Raw genomic sequence first — 19,351 nt, forward strand, 5'->3', positions numbered from 1 at the left:
GGATGGGCAGGAGGTAGGAGGATGAAGGGGGGCGGCAGGGGCCGGTCAGCTCAGCGGCGCACCCGGTGGTAGGCCGCCGCCACGTCCTGCGCACGGGGCAGGGCCAGGTGGCCCGGGTGGCCGCGGTGGTGCGCGAGGGCGTCCAGACCCTCACGGACCACCCGCTCCAGGGCGGCATCCACCAGCTCGGTCAGAGGAGTGCGGCCGTTCGCGGTGCGCTCCACCTCGTCCAGCAGCCGCGCGATCGCCTCGGTCTGGGAAGCGTCCACCAGCTGGCTGAGGGCGGAGAGGTCCACGTCCTCGCGGCCCAGCTGAACGGTGTCCAGTCCCCTGGCACGCGCCGGTTTCTCCCGGTCACCACGCCAGCCGGAGCCGCGCGCCGCTCCGCCTCGGCTGCCGTACCCGCGGCCACTGTGGTCACTGCCACCGCCGCGTCCACCGTGGGCGCCGGATGCACCCCCGGAACCGGACCGGGCGGCGTCGTACCCCGAGGCCGCAGCGGGGCCGGCACCCGGGTGGGGTGCCGCGCCCGGGACGTGCGGGCGGATCTCCCCGAAGGTGCCTGCCGGGCGCATCCCCTCGGGGCGCGGGAACTCGTGCACCACGTGGGCGGCGCGGTCGGTGACGTCGTGCGCGTGGTAGGCGTCCATGGCGATCACCAGGTCCGTGACGTCCAGGAACGCGCCGGACCCGCTCGTGACCAGGATGGAGGAGACCCCGCGCTCGGTGTAGAGAGCGCTCACCCGGTCCACGAAGGGCGTGATGGGCTCGCGGTCCCCGGGCACCATGGCGCGCATGCGCTCGTCCCGGACCATGAGGTTGGTGGCGCACGTGTCCTCGTCCAGCAGCAGCACATCGGCCTCCGCCTCGACGGCCTCCACGGTCGCCGCCGCTTGGGATGTGGAGCCGGACGCGTTGGCCGTGCTGAAGTCCCGGGTGTCCGCCCCGGTGGGGAGGTTGGTGATGAACGGTGAGACGTCCGTGTGGGACACCGCCCGCCCGTCCTCCGCGCGCACGGACACGGCAGTCGGCAGGGTGACCACGCGCTCGCGGCCGTCGCCGGGAACGTGGCTGTAGACCCCGCGCTCGAGCGCCTGCAGCAGCGTGGACTTGCCGTGGTAGCCGCCGCCCACGACCACCGTGACGCCCTCCGGGATGCCCATGCCGCTCACCGTGGAGCCGTCCTCGAGCTCGAGCTCCACCCGCAGCTGCTGCGGGGACTCGAACGGCACGGCGCCGTGGGCGAGCGGTTCGTCCCGGTGGCCCGAGGCACGGGGCAGCACGGCGCCGTCGGCCACGAAGGCCACGAGTCCGCGCTGGGGCAGCTGGGCGCGCAGGTGCTGGGCGTCCAGGTGGGCGATGACGTGGGCCTCCAGTGCACGGGCGTCCAGGTTCTCGTACCGCAGCGCCCGCTCGACGACGCCCGGCAGCACCTCGGTCAGCAGCCGTTCAGCCGCACGCCCCTTGATGCGGCGGCCCGCGGCGGGCAGGGCGATCTCGCAGCGCACCTCCACGGCTTCCCGGTCAGCGCCCGACGACGCCGCACGGCCGGCTCTGCGCCCCCGGTTCTCCGTTCCGGCGTCTCCCGTCCAGTGCATCCCGGACTCTTGCGCCGAGGCGGGATCCACTGCGTTCCCGGGATCCGGCACGATCACGGAGGACCGTTCGAGGATCTCCTGGCCCGTGCGCTGGATGGAGATGCCACCGGAGTCCTTGCCGCCGCGCGGCCCCAGCTCACGGGCGGCGCGCGCGAACTCGCGGGTCAGGAAGTCCCCGGCGGCCACCCGCCGGTCCCGCGTGGCGATCACCGCGGCGGGGATCCCGGAGACGTCCAGCGGCAGGCGCACGCGTGCCAGGGACGGCGGCGCGTACGGGTCCGACTGCACGCGGTCCAGGACCAGCTCGGCATCCCCCAGGCGCCACGAGCCCTTGAGCTGCTTGTAGGCGCCGTAGCTGCTGCCGTCCAGGCGGCGGAGGGTCTGGGCGAGGTCCGTGCGGGGTGTGCTCATGGGTCCATGGCACCACATGTGCCGGGGGCATGGCACGGTCAGGGCTCGACGGACCGCGGACCGACCCAGCTGGGCGCGGGGCGCTTTGAGCGCTGGGCGTTGCGCAGAAGCCTTCCCGCCGGGACGGGCACCCCGATGGGAACCTGCGGCCGCCCTCCAGTCCCGCGCTCAGCCCGTCCTGGGCCCTGCCGCCTGCACCCGCCCCAGCACCACCGCCGCCACGAAGCACAGCACGTACGCTCCGGCCACCGCTGCCCATCCGGCGGTGAACGCCCCCGTGAGATCCACGAGCTGACCGACCACCACCGGGCCCAGCGCGAAGCCCAGGTACATGCCTGTGGCCACGAGCCCGGACGCCACACCGATCCGTTCCCGCGGCACGGCGGCCACGATGCCCGAGTTGATCACCACGTTCGCCGCCAGGGGCAGCGCGGCGTGGAAGGCCACGCCCAGCCACATGAGCCAGTGCTGCTGCGTGGTCTCCGCGAGGACCAGCAGCACGAGCCCGGCGATCCCGCCAAGGCTCATGAGCTGGATCAGCGGCGCGGGGCGCCCCAGCCGCCCGGACACCCGCCCCCAGCCGATGCGGCTCCCGATCCCGATCACCCCCATGACACCCAGTAGGACCCCCGCCACGGTCACGGTGTACCCCATCGCCCGCACCGCGAACAGGGACGCGTACACGTTCACGCCCTGCGTCCCCACCGCGTTCAGGAAGGACGTCACGGTGAACAGCCACACCGCCGCGGGCAGCTTCCCGCTGGACGACGACGCCGCTGCGCCGGCCCCCGCGCCCGCCCGCGCCTCTGCTGCCGAGCGGGTGTCCGGGCCCGTGACATCTGGAGTGGTGGGGCCGGGGAGCGCGGGCCGGGACGCGAGCGGCGGCGTCGGCGTCGTGGCGGGGTAGGTGATGGCGCGGCGCTGCAGGCGCGTGACCACGAACCACCCCGCGAACAGGGCGGGAACGCACAGCGCCGCCCCGAACAGGGCCGCACCGCGCCAGCCGGCGACCGCGCCGATCACGGGGAACGTGAGCCCGGAGACCAGCAGGCCCACCTGCACGCCGGACTGCTTCCAACCCATCCACGTGGCGCGCTGGGACAGGGGCACGTTCCGAGCGACGATCCGGTTGGTCACGGGGTTGGAGAAGGACTGGGAGACCCCGGCGATCAGCGCGGAGACCAGCAGCACGGCGTAGGACTGCCACGTGGCGCTGAGCAGGAACGCGGCGAGCACCCCGCCGAAGATCAGGGCGAGCTGCACGCGGGTGTCGATGCGGTCCGCGAGCACACCGAGCACCGGCGCGGTGATCCCGGCCAGCAGGAACACCGCGGTGATGATGTACCCGTACTGCCCCTCGGTGACCCCGTAGCTGTCCACGATGGTGGCGCTCAGCGCCCCGACCCCGTAGTTGAACACGGGCCCGGCGGCCATCGCGGCCATGAGCACCGCGAGCAGGATGCCCGGGGCCCTGCGCGACGTCTCAGCCACGGGAAGCACGCTCGTAGAGGATGGACATGAGTTTCGTGCCCCGGTTCAGCCCCGAGCCACGTGCTGCGTGATGAACAGGGCCGCACGGTCGAGTGCCAGACCGGCCTCGTCCAGGTGGTCCACGAACGCCTGGAACACGTGCGGGACCCCTGCGGTGACGTCCAGGACCACGTCCACGTCCGCCTCTCGGGCCCGCTCGGTGAGGTGCACGGAGTCGTCCAGGAGGATCTCGTCCCCTCCCACCTGGACCAGCAGGGGCGGGAAGCCGGACATGTCGGCACGCGAGATGGGTGAGGCCATCTCGGTGTCCGGGTTTGCACCCGCCAGGTAGCGCTCACCCGACGCCTGCAGCGCCTCCGGGGTGAAGAAGGGATCCCTGTCCCGGCGGCTCACGAGACTGCCGCCCGAGCGCATCGGGTCACCGCCCGGGGAGAAGCACACCACGCACGCGGGGACGGGCACGCCCTGGTTCCGGGCGCTGAGCGCGGTGGTCACGCTCATCGCGCCGCCAGCAGAGTCCCCCACCACCGCAATGGACTCCGCAGTGTTCCCCTGTTCCAGCAGCTCCCGGTACGCCGCGAAGCAGTCCTTCACACCCGCGGGGAAGGGATCCTCGGGTGCCAGCCGGTAGTCGAAGGAGATGGCGCGCATCCCGGTGCGCAGCACCAGGTGAGCGGTGAGGCTCATGGCGGTCTCCGGGGAGCCCAGCGCGAAGGAGCCGCCGTGGAAGTAGAGCATGGTGCCCGGGCGCGCGTCCCGCACCGGTTCCACGAGCACGGCCCGGCGTCCGGCGAGTTCGATGTCCGTGCGGGTCACGCCCGCAGGCACCTGGAACGCGGACATCATGGTGGCGAAGCCCTCGCGCTGCTCCTCGATGTTTTTCGGCTCGCTCCCGGTCGGGGTACGGGCCAGCATCTGACGGATGCCCTGCCGCTGTTCTGCGCTCATCAGCCCAGTATGACCCCACTCCTTCCCACGTGGACAGCGTCACCTCGCGCGGTCTCTCCTTACCGTGAGATGGTGCCCCGCCACGACACGAGGCACCGCCCCTCCCGTAGGCTTTCCCCAGGACTACGGAAGGCGGCCGTCATGAGCGACTCACTGGATCCGGGGCTCGCACACGCCCTGCAGGAACCCGCGCGGATGGTGCGCGCCGATCCCGGGCAGCTGGAGGCCGTGCGCCGTGCCGGCACCCCTGCCCAGGCGGAACTGATGCGCCGCGCCTCGGACGCCGCCTCCGTGGAGGACCGGTACGCCGCGGCGGCCATGCTCGCCGCTCTTTTCAACCACCGCGGCCCGCTGGACCAGGCCGCCCACGGCTACGGCGGCACACCTCCGACCGAGCTGCTCGACCTCGCGGACGTCCCCGCGTTGCGCCCCGCCCTGCGGCAGACGCTGTCCTCACCGGTGCGCACGGGTCTGCTGGAGTGGGCCACCACGGCGGACCCCGCGCGACCTCCCCTCGAACTCGCCATGGCCGCCCGTGATCTGGGGCTCGACGACGCCGCGGTGCTGCGTTCCGTGGCCGACCGCGCGGACCAGGTGGCCCGCCAGGACACCTCGGGCGCCCACCGTGGCCCGCTCGTGCGCTTCTCGGAGGTGCTGCGCCAGGCCGCGGACGCGGAACCGGAGGGCGCGGTACCGGGCGACGCGGCGTCGTCGTCCGCCAGGCCCGCCGCGCAGGAGCCCACGTTCGCAAGCGGCCCCGCCGTGACCACCACGGGCATCCCGGCCGCGGAGCTGCTGGACGACGACGAACGCGACGCCCCGGCCACCGGCTCCCGCTATCCCGGTGAGGGCGTGCCCGTGCGCGACTCCATCGCGGGCCCCGGCGGGATCGGCACCTACGACACGCCCCGCTTCCCGCAGCCGGACAGCGACCCCCGCGCCGCGGACGACGACGCCGCCCGCCCCGGCACCGCGCCCGGCGGCGGGTGGGGCGGCGGGGACCGCCCGGGCCCCGACTCCTACGGCCCGGGCGGTCCGCCCCGGCAGCCGTCGACGAACGACCTCTACTACGGGGCGGGCAGCGAGCGCTGGGCGGACCGGGATCCGAACAGCGAGGAGTCCCGCGCGGAGGACCGCCACGCGGGGCGCAACCTGGCGATCGTGTTCGCGGTGATCGTGGCGATCATCGTGGTGCTGGTGATGGTGCTCTGAGGCCCGACCCCGCGGCGTCGTCCCCCGCGGGTAGCGTGGCTCGGGTGACTACCGAGCAGACGGAGACCGGATCCTGGCAGCACGGCGTGGTGGTGCGCGGCGCGCGGCAGAACAACCTCAAGGACGTGGCGCTGGACCTGCCGCGGGACGCCATCGTGGTGTTCACGGGGGTCTCGGGGTCCGGGAAGTCGTCCCTGGCGTTCGGCACGCTGTTCGCGGAGTCGCAGCGGCGCTACCTGGAGTCCGTGGCACCGTACGCGCGGCGGCTGATCGACCAGGCGGGCGTCCCGGACGTGGACGCGGTGGAGGGGCTGCCGCCCGCCGTGGCCCTGCAGCAGCAGCGCGGCGGGGGTGGGGCGCGCTCGGACGTGGCCACCATGACCACGCTGTCCAGCCTGGTGCGCATGCTGTACTCCCGTGCGGGCTGGTACCCGCAGGGCCAGCCCATGCTCTACGCCGAGGACTTCTCCGCGAACACCGTGCAGGGTGCGTGCCCCGAGTGCCACGGCATCGGGCGGGTGTACGAGGTCACCGAGCGCAGCATGGTCCCGGACCCGTCCCTGACCATCCGTGAGCGCGCCGTCGCCTCCTGGCCCGTGGCCTGGGCGGGACAGAACCAGCGGGACATCCTGGTCTCCCTGGGCTACGACGTGGACACCCCCTGGAAGGACCTGCCGCGGCAGGACCGGGACTGGATCCTCTACACCGAGGACCGCCCCACGGTGGGCGTGTACCGGGGGCTGAGCCCGAACGAGACGCGCCGGGCGCAGAAGGACGGCGTGCCGGCCACGTACCAGGGAACGTTCGTCGGAGCCCGCCGCTACGTGCTGGACACGTTCGCCAACGCCAAGAGCCCGAGCACCAAGAAGCGCGTGTCCCAGTACCTCACGAGCGAGCCGTGCCCCGCGTGCCACGGCAGGAAGATCAAGGCGGAGGCGCTGTCGGTCACGTTCGAGGGCCTGGACATCGCCGAGTTCTCGCACCTGCCGCTGGCCCGGCTCGCGGAGATCGCGCGTTCCGTGACCGCCGAGGACTGGCGGCCCAGCGAGGCGGAGCACCTCCCGGACCACGTGCTGGACGCCGAGTCGCGCGCCGCCTCCACCGCGGCACGGGTCGCGGAGGGCGGTGCCTCGCACGACGCCGCCCCGGACGTCCGCCGCACCCCGAACCTCTCCGTGGAGAAGCGTGCCGCCGCCCAGCGCCTCGCGGCGGACCTCGTGGCGCGACTGCAGCCCATGAGCGACCTGGGGCTCGGCTACCTCTCCCTGGACCGCACCACCCCCACGCTCTCCGGCGGGGAGCGGCAGCGGCTGCGCCTGGCCACGCAGCTGTCCTCGCAGCTCTTCGGGGTGGTCTACGTGCTGGACGAGCCCTCCGCCGGGCTACACCCCCGTGACCTGGACGCCCTCATCCGCATCCTGCACGGGCTCAAGGAGCGCGGCAACAGCGTGTTCGTGGTGGAGCACTCCCTCGCGGTGATCCACGAGGCGGACTGGCTCGTGGACATCGGACCCGAGGCCGGCGAGCGCGGCGGGCGGGTGCTCTACAGCGGCTCGCCGGACGGGTTGGCGGAGGTCTCCGAGTCCGCCACACGCCGCTACCTCTTCGCGGAGCACGCCGTGGCCCGTGCGCCCCGGGAGCGCCGCACACCGCAGGGGTGGCTCACGCTGGAGGGGGTCACGCGCAACACCCTCCGGGGGCTGGACGTGAGCTTCCCCGCCGGATGCCTCACCGCCGTCACGGGCATCTCGGGGTCCGGCAAGTCCAGTCTGGTCAGTCAGGCCCTGCCGGTGCTCGTGCGCGACCGGCTGGGTCAGCGCACTGGTGAAAGCACCGAGCTCACGGGGGACCCGGAGTCGGACCTGCTGGCCGCCGACGACGCCGCGGACGACGTGCGCGGCGAGGTGACCTCCGTGCCGGACGGGGTGCGCCGCGTCGTCGTGATCGACCAGAAGCCGATCGGCCGCACGCCGCGCTCGAACGTGGCCACCTACACGGGGCTGTTCGACCACGTGCGCCGGCTCTACGCCGCCACGGACGAGGCGCAGCGGCGCGGGTACCGGGCCGGGCGGTTCTCGTTCAACGTGGTGGGCGGGCGCTGCCCCACGTGCGAGGGGGAGGGTAGCGTGATGGTGGAGCTGCTGTTCCTGCCCAGCGTGTACGCGCCGTGCCCGGACTGCCAGGGCACCCGGTACAAGGACAGCACCCTGGAGGTGCTGTGGCGGGACCGCTCCGTGGCGGACGTGCTGGCCATGAGCGTGGACGAGGCGCATGCGTTCTTCGAGGGCGAGGACTCCGTGCACCACAGCCTCGCCGTGCTGCGGGACGTGGGGCTGGGCTACCTCCGCCTGGGTCAGCCCGCCACGGAGCTCTCCGGCGGTGAGGCGCAGCGCGTCAAGCTCGCGTCCGAGCTGCAGCGCGCCTCCCGCGGGGACACCCTCTACGTGCTGGACGAGCCCACCGCCGGGCTGCACCCCGCGGACAGCGACCGGCTGCTGAGCCACCTGCAGGGCCTGGCGGACGCCGGGAACACGGTCATCATGGCGGAGCTGGACATGCGCGTGGTCGCCCAGGCGGACCACGTGGTGGACCTGGGCCCGGGCGCCGGGGTGGACGGCGGGCAGGTGGTGGCGGCGGGCACCCCGCACGACGTCGCCGCACACCCGGACAGCGCCACCGCACCGTACCTGCGGGGCGAGGTGGGCTGACACCGGCAGACTCGGCCCGCCACTGGGGTTGCCGGTCCTGGTCCGACCGCGTCGCTGCTGGGCCACGCTCCACCGTGTGAGGCGCCCCACACCGTAGGGTGGTTCCCACCAGGGACGTCGGGGCGTGGCAGCACCTCGGCACGGGGGTCCTGACACGGCTGCCGCGTGCGGGGGCGCGCCGGGAGTGACCGTTCGAGGTCGTCCACCCGGGTGGCTCGCGCGGGACGGGGGAACTCCGAGATGACCGAACCAGGCAAGCACCGCGCCACCCACCGAGCCGAGCGCGGGGGACGGAGCAGGGTGCCCCTGTGGATCGCCCTCGCCGCGGCAGCGCTGGTGCTGGCCCTGTCCACGGTCTTCACGCTCTCCCGCCTGAGCCCGGACGACGACGCCGCCGACAGCTCCGGGGCGAGCGGCGCCTCCGGTGCGGCGAGCGCGGGAGGGGACGAGCCCGTCGTCGTCGGAGCGGCCAAGACCGGGGCCGGAACGTGGGCCGCCGTGCTGCAGGACCCGGCGGTGGAACTGGGGCGGCCGGGCGAGGACACCGGGACCCGCGAGCTGATCTCCCGCGCACTGGGCGAGGCGCAGGCCGGGCGGGCGGACCGCGCGGCCACCGAGCAGGCCATGAAACGGCGCGCCCGCACGGAGGGGGATGCCGCACCCATCCGCAGTGCGTCGCAGCGCCTGGATCAGGTGGCCGCGGATCCCGCCCCGAGCACCGCACCCGCCGCGGACCCGAGCGCTCCCGCCTACGCCGCGGGCGCCGAGCACCCCACGGCCACCGTGGTCACGCGCGCCGAGTGGGAGGACTACCGCGGGAAGCACGCGAACACGGCGCTGGTGGCGAGCACCCCGGGCGACCGCCCGGCGTCGGAGGCCCCCACCGCGGACGACGCCGCCCTGACCCAGGCCCTGGGCGAGTGGCAGCACCTCGCGGAGCCGTTCCACGCGCTCGTGGCCATCGACACCTCCGGTTCCATGGGCGAGCAGGCCTCCCCGGACGGCGCCACGCGGATGGACCTCACGAAGGCCGCGGCCGCCACCGCCGTGGGGCTGTTCCCCGAGCACGACGCACTCGGGCTGTGGACGTTCGAGCGGCACCTGGACGGGGCCAAGGACTACCGGTCCCTGACCCCGGTGCGCGAGCTCTCCGCCCCGGTGGACGGCGGCACCCAGCGGGGCCGGCTCACGCAGGAGGCACAGTCTCTGACCTTCTCCCCGGACGGCTACACGGGCCTGTACGACACTACGCTGGCCGCCTACCGCCAGATGCTCCACGACGACGCCCCCGGTCACCTGCGCACGGTGATCGTCCTGACCGACGGCATGAACCACGACCCCGGCTCCGTGGGGCTGGAGGAGCTGCTCGCCACCCTCAAGGAGGAGCAGGACCCGGAGGACCCCGTGCGCATCATCACCGTGGGCATCTCCCAAGACGCGGACGCGAAGGTCCTGAAGCAGATCGCGGAGACCACGGGCGGCACCTCGCACATCGCCCGCGCCCCGGAGGACATCCAGAAGGTGTTCGTGGACGCGCTGACGGGGGCGTGAGGGGCAGGGGCGGAGCCCGCTGTGGATCACGGTGGTGCTGGCCAGGGTTCCTGCTGAAGTGACCGCACCCGTCACATCATTCCGTCAGAGGGCCTCGGCAAGGACATCACCTACATTAGGTGGATGAGAAAGACTGAGGAGCAGCTGGTTGCATCTTGGCGCGCTGAGGAGCGTCCGCAACCAGAGGGGTGGGATTTCTCCGATTTAGCCGATCGGATGACGGAGTCGCAGGTGCCCTGGAACCTTACGGCGATTTACCGGGCATCACTGGCCGACGCGACGAGCGTTCTCGACATGGGAACCGGCGGAGGCGAGTTCTTGAGGTCTTTTGGGGACGCCCTGCCACCCGACACGACGGCAACGGAGGGGTGGTCCCCCAACCTGGCAGCCGCCCGAGAAGCTCTTGGGCCTCTGGCCATAGAAGTCTTTGAGTACACAGCGCCAGACGAAGACGTCGACTCAGTCGACATGCCGTTTTCGAGCAATCGCTTTGACCTTGTTCTCAACCGACACGAGTCGTTCTCCCCTCGTGAACTCGCACGGGTGCTGGCCGAAAGAGGGCAATTCATCACACAGCAAGTCGGTGGCGACGAGGCGCATGAGCTGGAGGCGTGGCTCGGACACCACCGTGAATTGCCGCATGTCAACCTCGCGACCATGCGGCGGGAACTTGAGACTGCTGGATTCCAGGTGGTCGAGGGAGCTGAGCACGAAGGGGCCTACGAGTTCCGGGACGTTGCCGCGCTCGTGGCGTACCTGCAACTGGTGCCGTGGGAGACACCGGATGACTTCACCGTGGACCGCTACGCAGACCAACTTCTGGCGCTCCACCGAGAGACCGCTGGCGGACCGGTGCGGCTCACGCGCAAGAGGTTTTGGTTACGAGCGGTCCGTCAGTAACCTTTTTCCACCCCCTGGCCTCCTGAAACGCCCTCCCGTCTATCCGACGTGCAGAGTCGCGAGGGTCTCAGATGCCGAGTTCTCGCCGCAGATCCTCGTGGGAGACCCGTAGCTCCTGCTCGGCACGCGCTTCTGCCGCCGCCAGAGCATCGGCCAGATCCTCAAGAGCCGCCACCGCACGGTCGTAGAACTCGGGCGACACGACGACGGCACGCCGCCCCGCGCCCCGCGAGGTGATCTCGACGGGCTCGCGCTGAGCAGCCGCGATATAGGTGCGTTGCTGATCGCGGAACTGGGAGGGCGTTACCGAGGTCATACTCGAAACGTACAATTTGTACGTTCGCACGGCCACGACCTGGGGCAACAGTTTATGGAATCGCACCTGATGAGCACTTCGGTCCTGCCTCCACGGACTAGCATGCGGGCATGATAGAGACCCCTCGTCTCCTACTTCGCCGACCCCGCCCCGCTGATGTTGATGCCGTCCATGCATACCGGTCCCGGGCAGATGTCGCCCGTTACCTGAGCGCAGGAACATGGAGCCAGCAAAAAACTGACGAGGAACTCCGCGCCTATGCCACTGCCCAGCTGAATGGACCCGGCGACGAGTTGGTGCTCCTGGCCGAGCTCCGTACCACACGGGGAATCGTGGGTGAGGTCGGACTGACATGGGCCGATTCGCACGACGCCGCCGAAATCGGGTACGTGTTCAACCCGGCATACGGGGGACGAGGCCTGGCCACCGAGGCTGTCTCCGGCGTCATCTCTGCCGCCCTTGGCGCGTGGGGGTTTGCTCAGGTGAGTGCGCGAACCGATGTTGACAACCGGACCTCCCGCCTGTTGTGCGAGCGGGTGGGAATGACGCTCACTGCCCACTCCCTGAGCACGGATGGGCGAAATGTGGAGGAAGTCACCTACACCACATCCGACGTGCGGTGATCGGTGTGTGGGGGCAGGACCCAATTACGCCTGCACGGCCACAAGTTCGGCTTTGAATCCTGCGGAGTTCTCCAGCCATCCGGCATAGTGCCCAGAACCACCTGCGTGGGGATAGCGTTCCTGGTACAGCGGTCTCCAGCCGTTCTGGGGAGCAACCCTCATGATCTCATCCACGCGTTCGGGTTGGCCCGCCACGAACGCGAGATGGTTCACTCCCGGAGCGCGCCGGTCGTGAACAGTACCGGAGAGGTTTGGCGAGGTGGTCAGCGTGAGGTAAGCGCCTCCTGCTGACCAGGACTCACCCTCAACCCACTCACCCGACTTGCTGAACCCCAGTTCGTTGAGGAGCCAACCCCATTCAGACCGCGCCTGCACAAGATCCGCGACCCACACCTCGACATGATGAAATCCCGTCATGGATCCATAGTGCCAGTCGTCAAAGACTGGCCGCTCGGCCATGGTGCCGCCCCTCCGGGCACTTCTACCGTGGTGGGATGGCTACCACCACTTCACCCCGGACTCCCTGGCTGTACTTCACCGGCGCCATCCTTATGGTGCTCGCGGCGTGTCTCATCACGTTCACGGACCTGGCGTGGCGCGGCATCCTCGGGTGGGCCCTGCTGCTGGTGGCCCTGGGGCTGACTCTCACGGGCGGCGCCCAGTGGCAGCGACAGAGGGTGAGTTCCGAGAGCCAGTAGGCCGCAACGGGCTCCGGCACCCGTAACCGGTTCATCCTGGGGTGCAGTTCTGACAGCACAACCCGCGCTCCGGGTGTCAGAACTGCACCTCAGAGTGCTTTGGGCAGCCCGCTCCGCCGGGGCCGGACCTCTGGGGGATGACGTGCAACGGGCCGCGGCCCCGGTCTCCCGGGGGCGCGGCCCGCTGCACGTGTGCGGTCCGTGGATCAGCGCACCAGCTCGTCCACCACCCGCTGCATGGACTGGCTGTGGTTGCCGAAGCGGTGCATGGTGATGGACACGGCCTGCTCGGCCAGCATGTACATCATCTCCACACGCCCGGTGCCCACCACGTCCTCGGTGATCAGGGCGATGTCCGGGTGCTCGGCGCGCACCGCGTAGAGGTCCTTGAGGTCCTCCTCGGAACCGTCCCAGGGGGTGATCACGCGGACGCGCGCTCCGTGGCGGACGTCCAGGGCGGCGTCGTCCAGGGAGCGCAGGTCCGAGAGCTGACCCAGCGGGCCCAGCGAGCCCGTGCCCAGGGCGTGCGCGAACTCCTCGTCCGTGGCCGGGTTCAGCACGGTGGCGAACAGGCCGTTCACGGCGGCCGGCACCTCCGAGGCGGCGCTGAGCACCACCTGCGAGCCCGAGCGCACGGCCGCGAGGCCCACGCGCAGGACGTCCGTGAGGGAGGCGCCCTCCTGGGCGCGGACCACCACGGTGCGGGGGCGGTAGCGGAACAGGTTGGCCTCGCTGCGCAGGGCCGTGGGGTCCTTGACCTGGCCGAACTCGCGCTGCCACTCGGACTGGTCCGACTGCGCGGCGCGGCGCAGCCACACGAGGTCCTCGTCCGAGACCAGCGGGGTCACGGCGTCCAGGGCGCGGTGCACGCGCGGGTCCAGGACCCACGCGCCGGACGCACCGCGGTCCGTGCTGGAGGACGAGAAGCCCGAGCGCTTCCAGCGACCCAGGGAAGCCAGGTAGTTGGGGCCACCGGCCTTGGCGCCGAGGCCCACGGAGGAGCGCTTCCAGCCGCCGAACGGCTGACGCTGCACGATCGCACCCGTGATGCCACGGTTCACGTAGAGGTTCCCGGCCTGGACGGAGTCCACCCAGCGCAGGATTTCGTCCGCGTCCAGCGAGTGGATGCCCGCGGTGAGCCCGTAGTCCGTGGCGTTCTGCAGCTCCACGGCCTGCTCCAGGCTGTCCGCGGCCATGAGGCCGAGCACGGGGCCGAAGCACTCCGTGAGGTGGAAGAACGAGCCGGGCTTCACGCCGGTGCGGATGCCGGGACGCCACAGCCGCCCGGAGTCGTCCAGCTGCTTCGGCTCGATCAGCCACTGCTCACCCGGCTCCAGCTGGGTGAGGGCGCGGCGGAGCTTGTCGGAGGGCTGCTCCACGGTGGGGCCCACGGTGGCCTGCAGGTTCACGGGCCAGTCGACCACCATGGAGGAGGCGGCATCCACGAGCTGACGGCGGAACCGCTCGGACGTGGCCACGGAACCCACCAGGATGCCGAGCGACGCCGCGGAGCACTTCTGCCCCGCGTGACCGAAGGCGCTGGAGACGAGGTCCCACACGGCCTGGTCGCGGTCCGCGCTGGGGGTGATCACCAGGGAGTTCTTGCCGGAGGTCTCCGCGGTGAGCGGGCGCTGCGGATCCCAGGACGCGAACAGCTGCGCGGTCTCGTACGCGCCGGTGAGCACCACGCGCTCCACGTCCGGGTGGGAGATCAGCGTCCTGCCGGCCTCACCCTCCACGGCGTCCACGAGCTGCAGCACGTCGCGCGGCACACCTGCCTCCCACAGCGCCTCGCACACCGCGGTGGAGCAGCGGCGGGACTCGGGGGACGGCTTGTGGATCACGGCGGAACCGGTGGCCAGGGGCGCCACGGTGGTGCCCGTGGGGATGGCCAGCGGGAAGTTCCACGGCGGGGTCACCACGGTCACGGCGTGCGGCACGAACTCGCCGCCGTCCACGAACTCCAGCTCGAGGGCCCGGCGGGCGTAGTAGCGGCAGAAGTCCACGGCCTCGGAGACCTCGGGATCGCTCTGCTCCAGCACCTTGCCGGTCTCCGCACCCGCCACGGCCATGAGGTGGCCGCGGCGCGCGGCGAGGATGTCCGCGGCGCGGTTGAGGATCTCCGCGCGCTCACGGGCGGGGGTGTCCGCCCAGCGCTTCCCGGAGGCCTTGGCGGTGGCCACGACGTCGTTCACGGCCTGCACGGCCTCGTCCGAGTCCTGGTCCATGCCCTTGAGCAGCTCGGGGACGGCCACGGACTCGTACCACTCGGCGCTGGCGATCTTCCCCGCCAGGGTCTCCGCCCAGCGCTGGTTCGCGGGCACGGAGACGTCCGTGTCCGCCTCGTTGCGGAACGGCTCGTCCAGCGGGAGGGTGGGGTTCTCCCCCACGGTCTCCGCGCTGCGGTCCTGGTTGCGCCGCGGGGCGAGTGCCTCCGGCTCAGCCTCCAGCGCCGCGAGCGCGGCCCGGAAGCGGCCCTCCTCGCGCTGGAACACCCAGTTGTCCGGGCCCAGGTCGAAGATCCCGGACATGAAGTTCTCGCTCGCGGAGTTCTCCTCGAGCCGGCGCACCAGGTAGGACACGGCGACGTCGAACTCCGCGGGCTTCACGGCCGGCACGTAGAGCAGCAGCTGGCCCACGTCCGTGGACACGGCCTCGCTCTGGTTGGTGGCCATGCCCTGGAGCATTTCGAACTCGATGCGGTCCGTGACCCCGCGCTCCCCCGCGAGCAGGTGGGCGAAGGCGATGTCGAACAGGTTGTGCCCGGCCACGCCCAGGCGCATGCCCGTCATGCGCTCGGGGTGGAACAGCCAGGACAGCACGCGCTTGTAGTTGGTGTCCGTGGCCTGCTTGGACTCCATGGTGGCCAGCGGCCAGCCGTGCATCTCCGCGTCCACGTTCTCCATGGCGAGGTTGGCGCCCTTGACCAGGCGGACCTTGATCTGGGCGCCGCCGTCCGCGACGCGCTGCGCGGACCACTCGGAGAGCCGTTCGATGGCGCTCAGGGCGTCCGGGAGGTAGGCCTGCACCACGATGCCGGCCTCGAGGTTCTTCAGCTGCGGCTTGTCGAGTAGCCGCTTGAAGACCTCGATGGTCAGCTCCAGGTCCGAGTAGACCTCCATGTCCAGGTTGATGAACATGGTGCCCGTGCCCTTGGTGGCGGCGGTCTCGTACAGCGGCAGCAGCCGCTCCACCACGCGCTCGGCGGTGCGCTCGAAGCCCCAGTGGGACAGCTGCGGCACCACGGAGGAGACCTTCAGCGAGACGTAGTCCACGTCCTCGCGGCGCAGCAGGCCCTCGGCGTCCGCGAGGTGCTTCTTGGCCTCGTCCTCGCCCAGCACCTCCTCGCCCAGCAGGTTGATGTTCAGGCGGTGGCCGTGCAGCTTGAGGTTCTTCACGGACTTGCCGAACGGGCCGGGCCGGGCGTCCACCACCATGTGGCCCACCATCTGGCGCAGCCGCGTGCGGGCCGCGGGGACCACCACGGAGGGCAGCGCGCCGGAGAGCACGGTGCCCGCCTGGATCTGCGCACGGTCCGCCACCGGCATGGACTGGGGGGCCAGTTTCGCGATGTCCTGCAGCGCCTTCGCCGCAGCTTTCGTGTCCTCGGTGCGGATTACGCGGTCCACGAAGCCCACCGTGAACTCCAGCCCGTTCGGGTCCTGGAGCACGGCGGCCAGACGGTCCTCCGCGGGGTTCTTCTGCTTGCCCTTCAGCTGGTTCTGCTGCGCCCGTTGCAGCCAGGTGCGCACGAGGTCCACGGCGGGATCGGCGAGGGCGTGGGGATCAGTTCCGGCATTGACGGTGCGTGCCATTGCAGCGCCTCCAAAAGTCTCGGCCCGGGGAAGGTGCCGAGGCACTCCCTCGGCCACCAGCCGAGTCTCACCGGGCCCGGCATGGCTGGTGGCATCACGCTACCGTGCGCCTGCGGGGTGCCCGTAATCGCGGTCACGTTCCGCGCCCAACATGACGCGCCGCGGTGGCCCCCGCTCCTGGGAGGGACCACGACGACGCCGCACGGCCACCTCCCGCGCGGCCCGCGCCCGGGTGGGGGGCCGCCACCGGAGCAGCCGCCCCTGCACTGTCCGGGGCCGCCGAACGGGCCCTGGCGGAGTGCTCCGGATCCGAACGCGGCACACGGGGGGTCCGGGCACAGCGGCGTCGTGCTCCGGTGGGTCAGGAGGCGTCCGGGGCGGTCTCCGCCTGCAGGATGTCCAGCACGCGGATGAGGTGCAGGTGCGCCTCCACCTGGGGGAAGTTGCCGGTGGCCCGCTGCTGGGCGGGCGAGTAGGTGGAGGGCAGCAGGCCCAGCTCGTTGGCGGTGCCGAGCGCCACGTCCGTGACCCGCACGGCGTCCTCCACCTGCCCGCACAGCGCGAGCTGCTCCGCGAGCTGGAGGGTCGCGGAGACCGACGGCGCGGACTGGCCCGCGAACCCGTCCTGGCCGATCGAGGAGGCGAACGCCTCGACGTCGTCCAGGTCGGTGAGCTGCGGCAGGTTGCGGTAGCGGTGCAGCAGCCCGGAGCTGTCCGTGAGCTCCTGGCGGATGCGGGCCACGGTGCCGAGCATGCGCTCGTCGTCGTAGGCCACGAAGCCCACCGTGGGCAGCTGCAGCAGGGAGGCGTCCACGTCCGTGGAGCCGTAGTACTGCACGAACGAGCCCACCTGGGGGTCGTAGCCGCTGGTCCAGATCTCGTGCGCGAGCTGGTCCCGGTGCTCCTCCCAGGTCTCCACGTCCCCGGGCAGGCCGTGGATGCGCACCGCGTCCACACCCGCCTGCATGGCGGCCCACATCATCACGCGGGAGTGCGTGTAGTACTGGGGCTCGCCGCGCATCTCCCAGATGCCCTGGTCCTTCTCCTCGTAGTTGGCCACCACGGCGCGCAGCAGCGCCTGCTGCAGCGGCCACGAGAGGTGGTCCTCCTGCACGCCGCGCCGGCGCAGCATCTCGAAGACCCGCAGCACGTGACCGGCCACGTCCGACTGGTAGTGACTGCCGGAGGAGTTCCCGTCACGCACGGGCCGCGAGCGCTCGTAGCCCGGCATGTCCACGAGGCGCTCACGGATCTGGGGGGAGCCGTCCAGCGTGTAGATGTTGGAGGGGTTGTCCACGTCCCCGGCCACCGCCCTCAGCAGCCAGTTGCGCAGCTGCGCGGCCTCACGGTCGTGGCCGTGGTCCAGCATGACCTCCAGGGCCGACGCCGCGTCACGGGGCCACGCGAGGCGGTGGTCCCAGTTGCGGGCCGCCCCCACGACCTCCGGCAGGGACGTGGTGGGAGCACCCACCAGCCCACCCGTGGCCTGGTGCATGAGCCCACGCACCACCAGCAGGCTGCGGCGCACGAGGTCCGCGGGGTCGTCGTCCGTGGTGGTGAGGGTGAAGCCGCCCAGGGCGGTGCCCTCCTGGCGGGGGCGGTCGCCGTGGCGTCCCACGTCCCGGGCCGACGGGCGCGCGGCCGTCTCCCCCGCGCCGTGCCCGTTCACGACGGGAAGGGTGCCCGTCTGCGCCGGGGGCTGCTCCGCGGGGTCCGTGTGGTTCAGGGCCGTGGGATCGGTGAGCGGGTCGTAGGGCTCGTAGCGCTCCGTCCACTCCTGCCACAGGTTCACCGTGGTGGTCAGGGTCTCGTTCACGTCCACGGCCTCCGGGGGCACGCCGTGGGACGGGAACCACGTGAGCGTGAAGTCACGGGTCTGGCCAGCGGCCACCGTGAAGGACCCGGCGTGGCGGCGCTTGGACCGGTCCGGGTCCGCCTCCGGCAGCGGGTCGCCGTGGAAGACCACGGAGTCCGGCCCGGCCATGCCCACCAGCACGTTCTCCGTGGCGGCCTCCTCCGACTCGTCCTCCAGCACCTCGAAGCGGCTCAGCCACGGCACCGAGGACCCGTAGTTGAAGCGCAGCCGGATGTCCTGGAACATTTCCACCTCCCCCGTGAGGCCCTCCACCCGGCGGATCAGCTCGGAGCGGGAGTTCAGGGGCATGAAGTCCGTGACGCGCACCGTGCCGGTGTCCGTGGACCACACCGTGTGCAGCACGAAGGTGTTCTCGGCGTAGAAGCGTTCCACCGCGATGACGCCGGGCAGGGACATGTCCACCGCGGCGTCGTCGTCCACCGCGCAGTACGGGGCGAGCAGCCAGCGGCCGTGGTCCGGGGTGCCCAGGAGCGCGCCGAACAGTGCGGGCGAGTCGAAGCGGGGGACGCACCACCAGTCCACCGAACCGTGCCGGGAGACCAGCGGGCCGCTGCGCATGTTGGACAGCAGGGCGTAGTCCTCGATTCTGGAAGCCATGCCCCCAGAATCTCACGAACGCCCGAGCGGCTCACGCCGCACGGAACTCTGGCCGTTCGGCCGATGACCCGTGGGCGCCGCTTCGGTACGGTGGATGGTTCACCCGCTTCCGGCCGCGCGGTGCCCGGACCTCCGGGGCTGCACGCGGACGGGGCCACGACCGACCCAGGAGGACACCCCCTATGCCCACGCTCTACCACCCCGCCCTCGTGGCCACGCAGCCCGGTGAGCCCGTGGGACCGCTCAGGGCCATCGGCAACTTCGTCCGGAAGGGGAACACGTTCTCCGGGCGGGCCTCCCGGTCCGAGTACTGGTGGGTCGCGCTGGTCACGACCCTCATCGCGGGGCCTCTCTACTACGCGAGCGAGAACGATCTGCTGGAGTGGCCGAACGCCACCGGCGCCGCCGGGATCGTGGTGCTCGTGCTCGTGCTGCTCTCGCTGCTCGTGACCGCGCTGGTGGTGGTCTTCTCCATCGCCCTGTCCGTCCGGCGCCTGCACGACAGCAACCTCTCCGGCTGGTGGTACCTGCTGATCCTGCTCCCCGTCTTCGGCCAGTTCGCGCTCCTGATCCTCGCCGCGCTCCCTCCGGACCCGCACGGCGTGCG

At 71.6% G+C, this 19,351-nt stretch carries 14 protein-coding genes; 7 read left to right on the top strand and 7 right to left on the bottom strand.

All coding sequences use genetic code 11. From position 1 onward, the window contains the following. Nucleotides 1-50: 50 nt before the first annotated feature. From CWC38_RS06110 to CWC38_RS06120, 3 genes are all read right to left on the bottom strand, one after another. Entirely contained in the window at nt 51-2,009 is a 1,959-nt protein-coding gene (locus CWC38_RS06110; protein WP_121845931.1) for an ABC-ATPase domain-containing protein, read from the bottom strand. Between the two features lie 168 nt (nt 2,010-2,177). Beyond that, nucleotides 2,178-3,500, bottom strand: coding sequence for an MFS transporter (locus CWC38_RS06115; protein WP_240625084.1), 1,323 nt, complete (start codon nt 3,498-3,500; stop codon nt 2,178-2,180). A gap of 45 nt (nt 3,501-3,545) precedes the next feature. Beyond that, entirely contained in the window at nt 3,546-4,448 is a 903-nt protein-coding gene (locus CWC38_RS06120; RefSeq protein ID WP_121845932.1) for an alpha/beta hydrolase, read from the bottom strand. 141 nt (nt 4,449-4,589) lie between these two features. Here CWC38_RS06120 and CWC38_RS06125 point away from each other — a divergent pair, with 141 nt between their 5' ends. The 4 genes from CWC38_RS06125 (at nt 4,590) to CWC38_RS06140 (ending at nt 10,819) form a co-directional block, all read left to right on the top strand. Next, nucleotides 4,590-5,660: a hypothetical protein gene (locus CWC38_RS06125; protein ID WP_121845933.1), complete on the top strand. Its 1,071-nt coding sequence runs from the start codon at nt 4,590-4,592 to the stop codon at nt 5,658-5,660. A gap of 44 nt (nt 5,661-5,704) precedes the next feature. Next, nucleotides 5,705-8,368 carry an excinuclease ABC subunit UvrA gene (locus CWC38_RS06130; protein WP_121845934.1) on the top strand — a complete coding sequence of 888 codons (2,664 nt, stop codon included), beginning with the start codon at nt 5,705-5,707 and terminating at the stop codon, nt 8,366-8,368. A gap of 240 nt (nt 8,369-8,608) precedes the next feature. After that, nucleotides 8,609-9,919, top strand: a complete 1,311-nt coding sequence (locus tag CWC38_RS06135) for a VWA domain-containing protein (protein ID WP_121845935.1) — start codon at nt 8,609-8,611, stop codon at nt 9,917-9,919. A gap of 123 nt (nt 9,920-10,042) precedes the next feature. Then, on the top strand, nt 10,043-10,819 hold the full coding sequence (locus CWC38_RS06140) for a class I SAM-dependent methyltransferase (protein ID WP_121845936.1): 777 nt from the start codon (nt 10,043-10,045) through the stop codon (nt 10,817-10,819). A gap of 67 nt (nt 10,820-10,886) precedes the next feature. Here the strand turns inward: CWC38_RS06140 and CWC38_RS06145 are convergent, their stop codons facing one another. Beyond that, a complete protein-coding gene (locus tag CWC38_RS06145; RefSeq protein ID WP_121845942.1) occupies nt 10,887-11,135 on the bottom strand; it encodes a type II toxin-antitoxin system prevent-host-death family antitoxin in 249 nt (82 codons plus the stop codon). A gap of 110 nt (nt 11,136-11,245) precedes the next feature. Here CWC38_RS06145 and CWC38_RS06150 point away from each other — a divergent pair, with 110 nt between their 5' ends. Continuing rightward, nucleotides 11,246-11,758 carry a GNAT family N-acetyltransferase gene (locus CWC38_RS06150; protein WP_121845937.1) on the top strand — a complete coding sequence of 171 codons (513 nt, stop codon included), beginning with the start codon at nt 11,246-11,248 and terminating at the stop codon, nt 11,756-11,758. Nucleotides 11,759-11,782: 24 nt separating this feature from the next. Here CWC38_RS06150 and CWC38_RS06155 read toward each other — a convergent pair whose 3' ends face one another. Next, nucleotides 11,783-12,175, bottom strand: a complete 393-nt coding sequence (locus CWC38_RS06155; protein WP_121845943.1) for a VOC family protein — start codon at nt 12,173-12,175, stop codon at nt 11,783-11,785. Nucleotides 12,176-12,252: 77 nt separating this feature from the next. Here CWC38_RS06155 and CWC38_RS06160 point away from each other — a divergent pair, with 77 nt between their 5' ends. Beyond that, a complete protein-coding gene (locus CWC38_RS06160) occupies nt 12,253-12,456 on the top strand; it encodes a hypothetical protein (RefSeq protein ID WP_121845938.1) in 204 nt (67 codons plus the stop codon). A gap of 206 nt (nt 12,457-12,662) precedes the next feature. On the opposite strand, the gene CWC38_RS06165 is transcribed toward CWC38_RS06160, so the two are convergent. Together CWC38_RS06165 and CWC38_RS06170 are read right to left on the bottom strand one after the other, a co-directional pair. Beyond that, a complete protein-coding gene (locus CWC38_RS06165) occupies nt 12,663-16,271 on the bottom strand; it encodes a bifunctional proline dehydrogenase/L-glutamate gamma-semialdehyde dehydrogenase (protein WP_121845939.1) in 3,609 nt (1,202 codons plus the stop codon). Nucleotides 16,272-16,632: 361 nt separating this feature from the next. Next, complete coding sequence (locus tag CWC38_RS06170; protein WP_121845940.1) at nt 16,633-18,744, bottom strand: glycoside hydrolase family 15 protein; 2,112 nt, start codon at nt 18,742-18,744, stop codon at nt 16,633-16,635. Between the two features lie 182 nt (nt 18,745-18,926). Here CWC38_RS06170 and CWC38_RS06175 point away from each other — a divergent pair. Further along, nucleotides 18,927-19,351: DUF805 domain-containing protein (locus CWC38_RS06175; protein WP_133306233.1), on the top strand; the 425-nt coding region annotated here is incomplete at its 3' end.

It is taken from the genome of Kocuria tytonicola, from assembly GCF_003687455.1.
GTDB classification, from domain to species: domain Bacteria; phylum Actinomycetota; class Actinomycetes; order Actinomycetales; family Micrococcaceae; genus Kocuria; species Kocuria tytonicola.